The following is a 13,979-nucleotide window of genomic DNA, read 5'->3' as shown; positions in this document are numbered from 1 at the left end:
ACGGTCAGAACAGGCCGGGTGTGCCGGTCTGGACGGCCTGGTTGGCCTGCGGCGAGGTTTTCAGGATCTCCTCCGGCGCCATGGTGCTGTCCATGCCTATGACGGAGAAGCTGTCGGCCGGGCCGGTGCCGGGCTTGAAGGCCTCGATGATGGTGTTCGGATCGCCGTCGACGGCGGCCATGCCGGTCTTGCGATCGATCGGGATCAGGTTCATGCCCGGGGGAATGACGAATTTCGATTCCGGCGTGTCCTTGACGGCGGCCTGCATGAACTCGTTGAAGATCGGAGCGGAGAGACCGCCGCCCGTACCGCCACGGCCGAGCGGGGCCGGCGTATCGAAGCCCATATAGAGGCCGGCAACCAGATCCGGCGTGAAACCGACGAACCAGGCATCCTTTTCGTCATTGGTCGTGCCGGTCTTTCCGGCGACGTCGCGACCGCCGAGATCGATCTTGCCGGCGGCGGTGCCGCGCTGGATGACGCCCTGCATCATCGAAGTGATCTGATAGGCGGTCATTGGATCGAGAACGGTTTCGCGGTTATCGACGATAGTCGGCTCTTCCTGGTTCTGCCAGTCGCCGGCATTGCAGCCCTCGCACAGGCGCTCCTCATGCTTGAAGATCGTCTTGCCGTAACGGTCCTGGATACGGTCGATCAGGGTCGGCTTGATCTGCTTGCCGCCATTGGCGATGACCGAATAGGCCGAGACCATGCGCAGCACCGTCGTATCGCCGGCGCCGAGCGACATGGAGAGCACCGGCAGCATGTGATCGTAGATGCCGAAGCGTTCGGCATATTCCGCAACGATGTTCATGCCGAGATCATTGGCCAGACGCACCGTCATCAGGTTGCGCGAATGCTCGATGCCCGAGCGCAGCGTCGACGGGCCGCCGACTTCGCCGCCGTAGTTCTCCGGCTTCCAGACCTGGCCGCCCGAGACGATCTCGATCGGCGCGTCCATGATGACGGAGGCGGGCGTATAGCCATTGTCCATCGCCGCTGCGTAGACGAAGGGCTTGAAGGAGGAGCCCGGCTGGCGCATCGCCTGGGTGGCGCGGTTGAATTCGGACTGTGAATAGGAGAAGCCGCCAACCATGGCGAGCACACGGCCGGTCTTCGGATCCATGGCGACCAGACCGCCCTGCACCTTCGGCGGCTGTCGCAGGCGGTACGAAGTCGATGCCTCGTCGCCAAGCTTCTCGACATAGACAACGTCGCCCGGGCTCAGGACGCCCGCCGGCGACTTTGCGGTCTTGCGGGAGCCGTCCGCCGAGCGATAGGCCCATTGCATGTTTTTGGCGTCTATCGTGCCGCGTTGGCGGTCGGTCGCGACCTTGCCGCTGCCGTCCTTGGCCGGCTGCAGCCCGATGTCGACATTGCTATCCGATGCGGCGAGCACGACGGCGAGGCGCCATTCCGGCACGTCGGACATGGCGGGAATATCGGCAAGCGCCTTGCCCCAGTCACCGCCTGCATCGATCTGCTTGATGGGCCCATGGAAACCGCGGCGTTCATCATAAGTCACGAGACCATCCTGCAGCGCCTTGCGGGCAGCAAGCTGCAGCTGCGGATCGAGCGAGGTGCGTACCGAAAGGCCACCCTCATAGAGGACCTTCTCGCCATATTGATCGATCAGCTGGCGGCGCACGGCTTCGGCGAAATAGTCGGAAGCAAAGAGCGACGGACCCGTGCTGCGGGCGGTCACGCCGAGCGGCTGCTTCTTGGCTTCGGCGCCGTCGCTCTGGCTGACATAGCCGTTCTCGACCATGCGGTCGATTACCCAGTTGCGGCGCTCGAGCGCTGCTTCCGGATGGCGGAAAGGATGGTAATTGGCCGGACCTTTCGGCAGTGAAGCCAGATAGGCGGCTTCGGCAACGGTCAATTCGGTAACGGACTTGTTGAAATAGGTGAGCGCGGCGCCAGCGATGCCGTAGGAATTCATGCCGAAAAAAATCTCGTTCAGGTAGAGCTCGAGAATCTTGTCTTTGCTGTAGGCCTGCTCGATGCGGAAGGAGAGAATTGCTTCCTTGATCTTGCGGTCGATCGTCTGATCCGAGCTCAAAAGGAAGTTCTTGGCCACCTGCTGGGTGATGGTGGAGGCGCCGACCGGGCGGCGGCCGGAACCGAAATTCTGCAGATTGACGAGGATTGCCCGGCCGAGGCCGGTCAGGTCGACGCCCGGATGGTTGTAGAAATTCTTGTCTTCGGCCGACAGAAAAGCAGCCTTGACGCGGTCGGGGATGGCCTGGATCGGCAGGAAGAGACGCTTTTCCTTGGCATATTCAGCCATCAGAGCGCCGTTGCCGGCATGGACGCGGGTCGTCACCGGCGGCGCGTAGCTGTTCAGAACGGCATAGTCCGGAAGATCTTTCGCGACATTGGCGAGATAGATGGCAATACCCGCCGCCGCGACCAGAAACAGGACGCAGGCCATTCCGAAGAAATATCCAAGAAGTCTAACCATATTTTCAGCTACCGGTCTCTTCGATCGTCAATCGGCGCAGACGCAACGATTGCACAGATCAAGGCAATTTGCACGTTACGCGCGGCTTACTCCATGAGCGCTACCGCCACAAGCCGATTCCGCGCTTCAGGCTGGGAAACATAAGTCCGAGTAACGGCGTGAATGTGAGCAAAATAGGGCCCTCCCGCCGCATTCACCGCTGCAGCGCCGTTTCATCGGGACTGTCACATCCAAGCAACGCCCTTGCCCGCCGCCCATCCGCAGCGCATTCCTGCGAAATTGATTCAAGCGGCACACTCAACTCTTTGTTTTTATGGCTATCGACCCCAATCAATCGGCCGGCGCCCGACAGGGTAGCGCGTCGCTCAGAGACGCAAGGTCACTGTAACACTTTCAACGGCTGAACGCATCAACCGCCATTTGCAACGACGCCGCTGCGATACCGCTTCACGGCGTCGGTTAGCAGATCGGCCATCTTGCCACGCCAGCTCTCATCGAGCAGTAGTTTCTCATCCTCGGCATTAGAGAGAAATCCAAGCTCGAGCAGGATCGACGGCACGTCGGGGGCCTGCAGCACGCGGAAGCCGGCATGGCGGTGCGGATTGTTGATGGTGCCGACCTGATCCTTGAAGGAATTCAGCACGCTCTCGGCCAACGAAATCGAGAAGGCCTGCGTCTCGCGCCGCGTCAGGTCGAGCAGGATGTCGGCGACTTCGGGAGGCTCGGCGACCGTCTCTTTGCCGGCGATCTGGTCGGAGAGGTTCTCGCGTTCGGCAAGGTCGGCGGCGAGCTTGTCGGAGGCCTTATCCGAAATCGTATAGACGGTCGCGCCGCGGATATCCTTCTGCTTCAGCGTGTCGGCATGCAGCGAAATAAACAGGCCGGCATGGTTCTGACGGGCAATCAGCACGCGCTGGGAAAGCGATAGGAACTCATCATCGTTGCGCGTCAGGAAGGCCTTGATGCCCGTCTCCTTGTTCAGCCGGTCGGCCAGAGCCTTGGCGAAGGCGAGCGTCACCTGCTTTTCTTCGGTCTTGGTATCGACGCCGATCGCGCCGGTATCGATGCCGCCATGGCCGGCGTCCACAGCGATGACGAAATCTCCGGGGGCGGTTTTCGCGGCTGCGGGAACCGCGCTCGTCGTCTGGGCCGCGGCGTCCCGATCGTTCCAGCTCCGGTCGCCCCATGATTGCGTCTTGACCAATTCGGCAAAGGCCTGCTTGTCGATCATCTCGGCCTCAAGCACCAGCCGATGCCCCTTGCCGGCCTCGTCGGCCTGCACCTTGGCGAGGGAAAGCTTCGCCGGCCTTGCCGCCGTCAGCACAATGCGGGCACTCTCCTCATCCATCTTGCCGTAGCGGATGTCTTTGAAGAGCCCGCGGGCGGCCAGATCCTTGCCCGGAAAGCCAAAAGCGGTCGCCGGCAGGTCGACGACGATGCGCTCAGGATTGGAGATATAGTGAACGGCGAACCGCGGCTCGCGGTCGAAATCGATGACAATACGTGTTCGGGCGTCATCACCGATGATGCGCGCGCCATAGGCAAGCAGCGGATCCTTCGTCTCGGCCGAACCCGCGACATCAGGCAGAATAAAACCGGCCACCAGCACCGCCGCCATGACCCGCTTTACGAATGTCGATCGCCGCGTTGCGGACTGCGCCGCGATCCGAGCCCTCTTAAACAATAAACCGCCACATCCTATCTATCGCGCGATTGACCCGACATGGCCAATGCGGACGCCGAGAGCGAACGCCTTTGCTGCCTGCCGAATCGCAATCGCTTGTCCCCAGCTTCTATGCGGTTCGAAATCCATCAATATTATGGCACATTTGGCTTTTCCCTTGCTATTGTGACAGAGAAAACATACAACGCATTTTAGGGTAGAAGTGTTGACGGGATAGAGTCGCCGCAAGGGCTGCCAGCCAGATCTGGACCTGGCGCCAGATCGGTCATCGTCCGCCGTCTCATGCGCTTCAACCCGAGAACTGGATCCTGATTTTCCGGCTTCTGGTCGGAACTTCATTGGTGGATCAGCCACCACGCTCTCAGGGAGCAACCTCATCGGACCCGAGAAGGGTCTTCGTATTTGTCGATCACGCTTGGTTGTTGATGGTTTCGCAGCAGGTTTTATCTGAAGTGTACAGGCCCCGGACCGAAACGGTTCCGGCTGCGGTCTGGCTGCTGCTCTCCTCTTCGCGCCAGGCGCGACTTTCATTATCCGGCGCGGCCACGGTGGACCGCATTCTTTCTGTTTCTACAGCAGTCGGGAATGCGCTCTCGCGGCCACGCCGAGGAGCACAGCTTACATGGCAGACAAAATGCTTATCGATGCGTCTCACGAGGAAGAGACGCGCGTCGTTGTCGTTCGCGGAAACCGCATAGAAGAATTTGACTTCGAGTCGCAGCACAAGAAGCAGATCCGCGGCAACATCTATCTCGCAAAGGTAACGAGGGTTGAACCCTCGCTGCAGGCCGCCTTCGTCGATTACGGCGGCAACCGGCACGGCTTCCTGGCCTTCGCCGAAATCCACCCCGACTATTACCAGATACCGCTCGCCGACCGGCAGGCGCTGCTTCGGGCCGAGGCCGAAGAGCATCGCCGCGACGAAGATGTCGAGCATGTCGAAACTGCGCCGATGGTCGACCTTTCGACCCAGGACCAGCCGGATGTCGGCATCGTGCCCACGGAAGCACGGGCACCGGTTGCCGTAGCCGACGAGACTGCGCCCGCCGCGGTTGCCGACGCCGCTGAGGCAGCGCCCGAGACCGCCGAGGAAGCGCCGGCCAAGAAGGCACGGCCGCGCCGCAGCCGCAAGAAGGTCACCGAAGCGGCTGTTGAAACGACCGCGACCGAGGACGCCGTTCCCACGGATGTCGAAGCCGAAGGCGCTTCGAGCGTCGACAATGAGGATGATGGCTCGACCGGCGGCGCGATGGCCGCGATGGTGGAAACCGACTCGATCTCCGAGGACGTCGACACCAGCAAGCGTCGTCACGATGACGACGATGACGATGACGATCACGGCGAAGAAGAAGTCATCGAATCCGTCGGCGCCGAAGACGCGATGGAAGAAGTGCCGGACCGCGTGCAGCGCAAGCCGCGCAAGCAGTACCGCATCCAGGAAGTCATCAAGCGCCGGCAGATCCTGCTGGTGCAGGTCGCCAAGGAAGAGCGCGGCAACAAGGGCGCGGCGCTGACCACCTATCTCTCGCTCGCCGGCCGCTATTCCGTGCTGATGCCGAATACAGCGCGCGGCGGCGGCATTTCCCGCAAGATCACCAACCCTGCCGATCGCAAGCGCCTGAAGGAAATCGCGCGCATGCTCGAAGTGCCGCAGGGCATGGGCGTCATCCTGCGCACCGCCGGCGCCAACCGCACCAAGGTCGAGGTCAAGCGCGACTTCGAATATCTGATGCGCCTGTGGGAGAACGTGCGCACGCTGACGCTCGCCTCCACCGCGCCCTGCCTCGTCTATGAGGAAGGCTCGCTGATCAAGCGCTCGATCCGCGACCTCTACAACAAAGACATCGGCGAGATCATCGTTGCCGGCGAAGACGGCTATCGTGAAGCCAAAGACTTCATGAAGATGCTGATGCCGAGCCATGCCAAGGTTGTCCAGCCCTATCGCGACATCCACCCGATCTTCTCGCGTTCGGGCATCGAAGCCCAGCTCGACCGCATGCTGCAGCCGCAGGTGACGCTGCGCTCCGGCGGCTATCTGATCATGAACCAGACGGAAGCGCTGGTTTCGATCGACGTCAACTCCGGCCGCTCGACGCGCGAACACTCGATCGAGGACACGGCGCTGCAGACGAACCTCGAAGCGGCGGAAGAAATCGCCCGCCAGCTTCGCCTGCGCGACCTCGCCGGCCTGATCGTCATCGACTTCATCGACATGGAAGAGAAGCGCAACAACCGCGCCGTCGAGAAGAAGCTGAAGGAATGCCTGAAGAACGACCGTGCCCGCATCCAGGTCGGCCGGATCTCGCACTTCGGCCTGCTGGAAATGTCGCGCCAGCGCATCCGCGCTTCGGTTCTCGAATCGACCACGCAGGTCTGCTCGCATTGCGCCGGCACCGGCCACGTCCGTTCGCAGTCCTCGGTCGCACTGCACGTCCTGCGCGGGATCGAAGAGTATCTGCTCAAGAACACAACGCATAACATTACCGTACGGACCACCCCCGATATCGCGCTCTACCTGCTCAACCACAAGCGCCAGACGATCATCGATTACGAGAGCCGCTTCGGCGTGGCGATCGTCATCGACGCGGACGGTTCGGTCGGCGCGCAGCATTTCGCCATCGATCGCGGCGAGGCCGTCGAAAATCCCGTCAAGATCGAAACGCTCTTCAACTTCGCGGCCATTCCCGAGGATGAAGACGACGACATCGTGATCGAGGCGGATGAGGACGAAGACGAGGAACTCGAGGAAAAGCCGGCTGCGGCCGAACGCTCCGCCACGGCACGCTCGGAAGGTGAAGGTGACGGCAATCGCAAGCGCAAGCGCCGCAGGCGCCGCCGCGGCCGCAACGGCAATGCCGAACAGCCCGTATCGGCTGCCGGCGAAGCCGGCGACGAGGACGAGGACGACGACGGCGATGACGAAGGCGCCGAAGGCGATGAAACAACCGCCGCTGCGCCCGAGGCCCGTGCCGAGAGCGAGGAATCGCAGCGGCGCAAGCGCCGTCGTCGCGGCAAGCGTGGCGGTCGCCGCAACCGCGCCGAGGACGGCTCCGAGTTGGCGGCTGGTGAAGCCGGCGAAGGCAATGGCAGCGATGAGGATGATGGCTCGAATGACGTCGCTCCCGCCAAAGCTGTAATTGTCGAGACGGTTGCCGAACAGGCCGGCGAAGACCAGGCCGCAGCGGCTGCCGTCGAAGGCGCTGCCGTCGTCAGCGAGGACGTGAAGCCCGCCCGTGGCCGCGGCCGCCGCAAGCCCGCCCCATCGCCGGTCGAGGAGCCTGCGGCAGAAGCAGAAGCAGCACCCGCCGCCGAAGTCGAGCCGGAGGTGGCCGAAGCCTCCGCCGACCTTCAAACGCCCGCCCAGGAAGAGACAAAGCCGGTTCGCGCCAATCGCGAATCCAACATCACCTCCTCCGAGCCCACGGTGAAATCTACTCGCAGCGAAAATGGCGAAAGCGACGACGGCAAGCCGAAGAAGGCCGGCTGGTGGCAGCGCCGTGGCTTCTTCTGAACGCTGATTTTCGGACGTAAATGACAAATCCGGCCGCGGCGACGCGGCCGGATTTTTGTTTATGGCGGTGCTTCTTTAGTTAGCAAAGTTGAACCCTGAGTCTGGGCATGCGCCTTCACGATATCGGCAGGCTCAGGATGGTCATGCGATCGACGATCGATATCGATGATGGCTTGCTCGACGCAGCTGGTCGCCCTCCCCAATCGAGCCAAGCGATAGCGATGCGATGCGTCGACGGCTGCCCCTCACCCTAACCCTCTCCACGTTCTGACGGGCAGAAGGTGCCGGCAGGCGATGAGGGATGGTGCGCCAGATCGAGCTGTCCCTGCCTGCGGTCAGGCCGCCGGCGGATAGAGAAGATCGACGATGTAGCTGGCATCGAAGCGGGAATCGAGCATGCCGTAAGTGGAGCGCCAGCCGCCGGCAAGCCGTGTCTCGATGAAGGCATCGGCAATGCGCCCTGCCCCAAGCCGATAAAGTTCGGCAGCGCCGGCCGCAAGCGCCAGCTGCTCGACGAGCAGGCGCGCCGCGCCCTCGTCCTGCTCGCAGAGCGCGATTGCGGCGCGCAGCACGTCGATCGTCTTCTTGCCGGCCGGGCCGAGATCGCGTGCCAGGCCGGCAAAGACCGTCTCGAACAGATCCTTGCCGCGGTTGAGCACACGCAGCACGTCGAGCGCCATGACGTTGCCGGAGCCTTCCCAGATCGCATTGACGGGAGCCTCGCGATAGTGGCGGGCGATCGGACGTTCCTCGATGTAGCCATTGCCGCCGATGCATTCCATCGCTTCATAGATCAAGGCGGGCGCGATCTTGCAGCACCAGTATTTGGCGACCGGCGTCATGACGCGGGCATAGGCCGCTTCCTCGGCATTGCCGCGCGCCTTGTCGAAGGCATCGGCAAGACGGAATGACAGTGCGGTGGCGGCGGCAACGTCGAGCGCCATGTCGGCAAGCACGCGCGTCATGATCGGCTGGTTGACGAGCATCTTGCCGAAAACGCTCCGACCCCGCGTGTGGTGCACGGCCTCGGCGAGCGACGCACGCATGATTCCCGACGAGGACAGCGCGCAATCGAGACGGGTCAGCGTCACCATGTCGAGGATGGTGCGGATGCCGGCATCGGAGCCGCCGAGCAGGAATCCGAACGTGTCTGAGAATTCGACCTCGCAGGAGGCATTGGAGCGATTGCCGACCTTGTCCTTCAGCCGCTGGAACTGCAGGCCGTTGGCCGAACCGTCCTCCAGAAGGCGCGGCACGAGGAAGCAGCCCATGCCCTCCTTGGTCTGCGCCAGCATGATGAAGGCGTCGCTCATCGGCGCGGACATAAACCATTTGTGGCCGGAGAGCCGGTAGATGCCTTCGCTGACCTTTTCGGCAGCGCTTCGATTGGCCCTGACGTCCGTGCCGCCCTGCTTTTCCGTCATGCCCATGCCGATGGTGACCGCGGACTTCTGCATGGCGGGGCGGTTGGACGAATCATATTTGCGCGAGAGAATCTTCGGCGCCCAGTCCTTCTGCACCGCGGGCGAGGCCGAGAGCGCGGCAACGGAGGCGCTGGTCATCGTCAGCGGGCAGAGATGGCCGGATTCCAGCTGCGCCGTAAGGTAAAACCGCGCAGCGCGGACCTTGTGGCCCGCATCCTTGGCCTCGGTATCGGCCTGTGGATCCCAGACGGACGAATGCAGTCCGACCGACATGGAGCGGCGCATCAGCGCGTGCCAGGCGGGATGAAATTCGACGACGTCAAGGCGCTCGCCCCGCGGGCCGTGGGTGCGCAGCTGCGGCGCGCCCTGATTGGCCATGCGCGCCAATTCCTGCGCCTCCGGCGAGGTGACGTAGCGGCCCATGTTCTCCAGATCCTCGCGGATGCCGCGCGGCAGGGCCGCCGTCAGATCGACGATCAGCGGGTCGGATCGATAGGCATTGATGCCGGACCACAGGCTCGGCTGGTTGAGTTCTGCGAGTTTGTCGTCAGTCCGGTTGGCGGAGGTCATTGTTCGCTTCTAGTTCAAGAACCCGGCAAGGGAAACCGGAAGTTATGATTCGCTTCCCTCTGCTCTATCGGAATTTCGGCGAAAATGCATGGGGACATAAGCCTTTGCCCACAGCCCATGCTTGCCCCGGCGGGCCGCACTCTTTATAGACCCGCCAGAGACAGCAAGAGGCAGGGTCATGGTCTTTTTCCCCCACCGCCACCTCATCGGCATCAAGGGCCTCACCGAGCAGGATATCACCTATCTTCTCGACAAGGCCGACGAGGCCGTCAAGATCAGCCGCCAGCGAGAAAAGAAGACGTCGACGCTGCGCGGGCTGACGCAGATCAACCTCTTCTTCGAGGCATCGACCCGCACGCAGGCCTCCTTCGAGCTTGCCGGCAAGCGACTCGGCGCCGACGTCATGAATATGTCGGTCGGCAATTCCTCGGTGAAGAAAGGCGAGACGCTGATCGACACAGCGGTGACGCTGAATGCGATGCGCCCTGATGTGCTGGTGATCCGCCATTCGAGCGCCGGAGCGGCCGCCCTGCTCGCGCAGAAGGTCTCCTGCTCGGTCGTCAATGCCGGCGACGGCCAGCACGAACATCCGACCCAGGCGCTGCTCGACGCGCTGACGATCCGCCGTGCGAAGGGGAAGCTCTCGCGCATCATCGTGGCGATCTGCGGCGACGTGCTGCATTCGCGCGTGGCGCGCTCCAACATCCTGTTGCTCAATGCGATGGGCGCGCGGGTGCGCGTCGTCGCGCCCGCCACCCTCTTGCCCTCCGGCATCGCCGAAATGGGCGTCGAGGTCTTTCATTCGATGAAGGAAGGGTTGAAGGACGCCGACGTGGTGATGATGCTGCGGCTGCAGCGCGAGCGCATGTCGGGCGCCTTCGTGCCGTCGGTGCGCGAATATTATCACTTCTACGGACTCGACGCCGAAACGCTGAAGGCGGCGAAGGAGGATGCGCTCGTCATGCATCCAGGCCCGATGAACCGCGGCGTCGAGATCGCCTCCGAGGTCGCAGACGGCCCGCAGAGCGTGATCGCCGAACAGGTGGAAATGGGGGTCGCAGTGCGCATGGCCGTCATGGAGACGCTGCTCGTCTCGCAAAACCAAGGCCCCCGAACCGACGGAATGAAGGCATGAGCAACCCAATCGTCCTCAAGAACGTCCGCATCGTCGATCCCTCGCGCAATCTCGACGAGGTGGGCACGATCATCGCCAAAAACGGCGCCATCCTTGCCGCCGGCAGCGCAGCGCAGAACCAGGGCGCGCCGGACGGCGCCGTCGTGCGCGACTGCACCGGCCTCGTCGCGACGCCCGGCCTCGTCGACGCGCGCGTCCATATCGGCGAACCCGGCGGCGAACACCGCGAGACGATCGCCTCGGCAAGCCGGGCGGCCGCGGCCGGCGGCGTCACCTCGATCATCATGATGCCGGACACCGATCCCGTCATCGACGACATCGCGCTCGTCGAATTTGTCAAGAAGACGGCCCGCGATACGGCCATCGTCAACGTTTATCCGGCCGCCGCCATCACCAAGGGTCTCGCCGGCGAGGAGATGACGGAGATCGGCCTGTTGATGCAGGCGGGCGCCGTCGCTTTCACCGATGCCCATTCCAGCGTCCACGATACCCAGGTGCTGCGCCGGATCATGACCTATGCGCGTGAATTCGGCGCCGTCGTCAACTGCGAAACGCGCGACAAATATCTCAGCGCCAACGGCGTGATGCATGAGGGGCTTTTCGCCAGCTGGCTCGGGCTCTCCGGCATCCCGAGAGAAGCCGAACTCATCCCGCTCGAACGCGATCTCAGGATCGCAGAACTTACGCGGGGGCGTTATCACGCCGCGATGATTTCCGTGCCGCAATCGATTGAGGCGATCGAGCTTGCCCGCAGCCGCGGCGCCAAGGTGACCTCGGGCATCTCGATCAACAATCTGGCACTCAACGAGAACGATATCGGCGAATATCGCACCTTCTTCAAGCTCTATCCGCCGCTGCGCCCGGAGGACGACCGGGTGGCCATGGTCGACGCGCTCGCGCGCGGCGCCATCGACATCATCGTCTCCTCGCATGACCCGCAGGACGTCGATACGAAGCGCCTGCCCTTCGGCGAGGCGGCGGATGGCGCAGTCGGCCTTGAAACCATGCTGGCGGCGGCGCTCAGGCTTCACCATGGCGGCCAGGTCAGCCTGATGCGCCTGATCGACGCCATGTCCACTCGTCCGGCTGAGATTTTTGGCCTTGATGCCGGCACCCTGAAGCCGGGTGCTCAGGCCGATATCACGCTGATCGATCTCGACGAGCCTTGGCTTGTCGCCAAAGACATGCTTCTCTCCCGCTCGAAGAACACGCCGTTCGAGGATGCGCGCTTCAGCGGACGGGCGGTCGCGACATACGTCTCGGGAAAGCTTGTCCACGCACTTTAGGGACCGGCGCGATCGAGGACAGGCCATCGGAGGGCCGAGGGGGCATATGTTATCCAATCTCATGTCATGGCAGATCACCCTGCCGATCGCATTTGCCGCCGCCGTCATCGGCTATCTCTTCGGCTCCATTCCTTTCGGCCTCGTTCTTACCCGCGCCGCCGGCCTCGGCGATGTGCGCAGCATCGGCTCCGGCAATATCGGTGCCACCAATGTGCTCAGAACCGGAAACCGGAAGCTTGCGGCAGCGACGCTGCTGCTCGATGCGCTGAAGGCATCGGCTGCGGCCTGGATCGTCGGTTATTTCCTCGGAGAAGAGGCCGCGATCATCGCCGGGTTCTTCGCCTTCATCGGCCATCTCTTCCCGGTCTGGATCGGCTTCAAGGGCGGCAAGGGCGTCGCCACCTATATCGGCACCCTTCTCGGCGTCGCACCGATCATGGTCGTGCTCTTCGCCGCCCTCTGGCTGGCGGTCGCCTTCACCACCCGCTATTCCTCGCTGTCGGCGCTCGTCGCCATGCTGGTCATTCCGATCGCCCTGCTGATCCTTGGCAATGAAAAGGTTGCAGCCGTCATGGCGATCATGACGGTCATCTCCTACTGGAAGCACAAGGCCAATATCTCTCGGCTGATGGGCGGAACGGAAACCAAGATCGGGGCGAAGGGATGATGGACGCGCTGCGCGCGGGACCAAAAGGCACGGTGCTGAGCGAGCGGCAAAGGATTGCATGGCTGCGCCTGATCCGTTCCGACAATGTCGGCCCTGCGACCTTTCGCGATCTCATCAATCATTTCGGTTCGGCCGAGGCGGCGCTTGCGGCGCTGCCGGAGCTTTCGGCGCGCGGCGGCGCGACGCGGGCGATCCGCATCGCCAGCGAGGCCGAAGCGCACCGGGAGCTGGAGGCGGCGCATCGTTTCGGCGCCCGCTTCGTCGGCATCGGCGAGCCGGACTATCCGCAAGCGCTCAAACAGATCGACGGCGCGCCGCCGCTTCTTGCCGTCAAGGGTGCACTTGCCGCCGCCAAGCGGCCAGCCATCGGCATCGTCGGTTCGCGCAACGCCTCGATCGCCGGCGCCAAATTCGCAGCAATGGTGGCGCGCGACTGCGGCCGGGCGGGTTACACGGTGGTTTCCGGCCTGGCGCGCGGCATCGACACGGCAGCGCACCGGGCCAGCCTCGAGACTGGTACGATCGCGGCTCTTGCCGGCGGCCTCGACAGACCCTACCCGCCGGAGAATGTCGGTCTCATCGACGAGATCGCCGGCGGCAACGGCCTGGCGGTGAGCGAAATGCCTTTCGGCTGGGAGCCCCGCGCCCGCGATTTTCCGCGCCGGAACCGGCTGATAGCCGGCATCGCGCTCGGGCTCGTGGTCGTCGAAGCAGCGACGCGCTCAGGCTCACTGATCACCGCACGCCTTGCCGGCGAGTTCGGCCGCCTGGTGTTTGCCGTACCCGGCTCGCCGCTCGATCCGCGCTGTCATGGCACCAACGGTTTGCTGAAGGATGGCGCTTCGATCGTAACCGAACCTGCCGATGTTATAGAGGCGCTGGCGCCGCTGGCGCAGCTCGAACTCTTCCCCTCGCCGAGGGCGGAGGAACCGGCCGGCGAGAGCAAGCTGATAGCGATGCCGCCCGGCGATTCAGACCGAATGCGCATCATCGATGCGCTCGGGCCGACGCCGGTCGAGATCGACGACGTCATCCGCCACACCGGCCTTTCGGCATCGGCCGTCTATCTTATTCTTCTGGAACTCGACATATCAGGCAGGCTGCACCGGCATCAGGGCGGCCTGGTTTCGCTTTCCGACTGAGCTTTGCGCGATATAAGAGAGCTGCCTCGGGAACTGTAGGAGCCACGTGTCGAATTCAACAGGCGCGCCATTTTAAATTGCATTCGACGCACGATC

The 13,979-nt window shown here is 63.2% G+C and carries 8 protein-coding genes; 5 read left to right on the top strand and 3 right to left on the bottom strand.

Annotation, left to right across the window (positions count from 1 at the left end; genetic code table 11):
- Nucleotides 1-4 precede the first annotated feature (4 nt).
- Together J2J99_RS08430 and J2J99_RS08425 are read right to left on the bottom strand one after the other, a co-directional pair.
- Nucleotides 5-2,464, bottom strand: a complete 2,460-nt coding sequence (locus J2J99_RS08430; protein ID WP_168294688.1) for a penicillin-binding protein 1A — start codon at nucleotides 2,462-2,464, stop codon at nucleotides 5-7.
- 409 nt (nucleotides 2,465-2,873) lie between these two features.
- Nucleotides 2,874-4,148 carry an N-acetylmuramoyl-L-alanine amidase gene (locus tag J2J99_RS08425; RefSeq protein ID WP_168294687.1) on the bottom strand — a complete coding sequence of 425 codons (1,275 nt, stop codon included), beginning with the start codon at nucleotides 4,146-4,148 and terminating at the stop codon, nucleotides 2,874-2,876.
- 622 nt (nucleotides 4,149-4,770) lie between these two features.
- Between J2J99_RS08425 and J2J99_RS08420 the strand changes: the two genes are divergently transcribed.
- Complete coding sequence (locus J2J99_RS08420) at nucleotides 4,771-7,659, top strand: Rne/Rng family ribonuclease (RefSeq protein WP_168294686.1); 2,889 nt, start codon at nucleotides 4,771-4,773, stop codon at nucleotides 7,657-7,659.
- Between the two features lie 335 nt (nucleotides 7,660-7,994).
- On the opposite strand, the gene J2J99_RS08415 is transcribed toward J2J99_RS08420, so the two are convergent.
- Nucleotides 7,995-9,653 (bottom strand): acyl-CoA dehydrogenase family protein, encoded by a 1,659-nt coding sequence (locus J2J99_RS08415; protein ID WP_168294685.1) that lies wholly within the window; start codon nucleotides 9,651-9,653, stop codon nucleotides 7,995-7,997.
- Nucleotides 9,654-9,831: 178 nt separating this feature from the next.
- Here J2J99_RS08415 and J2J99_RS08410 point away from each other — a divergent pair, with 178 nt between their 5' ends.
- Genes J2J99_RS08410 through dprA form a run of 4 tightly spaced genes read left to right on the top strand, consistent with a single transcriptional unit; the run spans nucleotide 9,832 to nucleotide 13,883 of the window.
- Complete coding sequence (locus J2J99_RS08410) at nucleotides 9,832-10,788, top strand: aspartate carbamoyltransferase catalytic subunit (protein WP_168294684.1); 957 nt, start codon at nucleotides 9,832-9,834, stop codon at nucleotides 10,786-10,788.
- Complete coding sequence (locus tag J2J99_RS08405) at nucleotides 10,785-12,074, top strand: dihydroorotase (RefSeq protein ID WP_168294683.1); 1,290 nt, start codon at nucleotides 10,785-10,787, stop codon at nucleotides 12,072-12,074. Before J2J99_RS08410 ends, J2J99_RS08405 begins: the two co-directional genes overlap by 4 nt.
- A gap of 46 nt (nucleotides 12,075-12,120) precedes the next feature.
- Nucleotides 12,121-12,741: a glycerol-3-phosphate 1-O-acyltransferase PlsY gene (gene plsY, locus J2J99_RS08400; RefSeq protein ID WP_168294682.1), complete on the top strand. Its 621-nt coding sequence runs from the start codon at nucleotides 12,121-12,123 to the stop codon at nucleotides 12,739-12,741.
- Nucleotides 12,741-13,883 (top strand): DNA-processing protein DprA, encoded by a 1,143-nt coding sequence (gene dprA, locus J2J99_RS08395; protein ID WP_168294715.1) that lies wholly within the window; start codon nucleotides 12,741-12,743, stop codon nucleotides 13,881-13,883. The genes plsY and dprA overlap by 1 nt, the downstream gene beginning before the upstream one ends.
- The last annotated feature ends 96 nt before the right edge of the window (nucleotides 13,884-13,979 follow it).

Origin of the sequence: Rhizobium binae (assembly GCF_017357225.1) — a bacterium.
GTDB lineage: Bacteria > Pseudomonadota > Alphaproteobacteria > Rhizobiales > Rhizobiaceae > Rhizobium > Rhizobium binae.
Note: the sequence above shows the minus strand (reverse complement) of the source record. Positions and strands in the feature narration are given on the sequence as shown.

Bases quoted from the DNA above. Each gene is read 5' to 3' on its own strand.
- J2J99_RS08430 (WP_168294688.1), bottom strand. From the start codon at position 2,464: ATGGTTAGACTTCTTGGATATTTCTTCGGAATGGCCTGCGTCCTGTTT.
- J2J99_RS08420 (WP_168294686.1), top strand. From the start codon at position 4,771: ATGGCAGACAAAATGCTTATCGATGCGTCTCACGAGGAAGAGACGCGC.
- J2J99_RS08415 (WP_168294685.1), bottom strand. From the start codon at position 9,653: ATGACCTCCGCCAACCGGACTGACGACAAACTCGCAGAACTCAACCAG.
- J2J99_RS08410 (WP_168294684.1), top strand. From the start codon at position 9,832: ATGGTCTTTTTCCCCCACCGCCACCTCATCGGCATCAAGGGCCTCACC.
- J2J99_RS08405 (WP_168294683.1), top strand. From the start codon at position 10,785: ATGAGCAACCCAATCGTCCTCAAGAACGTCCGCATCGTCGATCCCTCG.
- plsY (WP_168294682.1), top strand. From the start codon at position 12,121: ATGTTATCCAATCTCATGTCATGGCAGATCACCCTGCCGATCGCATTT.
- dprA (WP_168294715.1), top strand. From the start codon at position 12,741: ATGGACGCGCTGCGCGCGGGACCAAAAGGCACGGTGCTGAGCGAGCGG.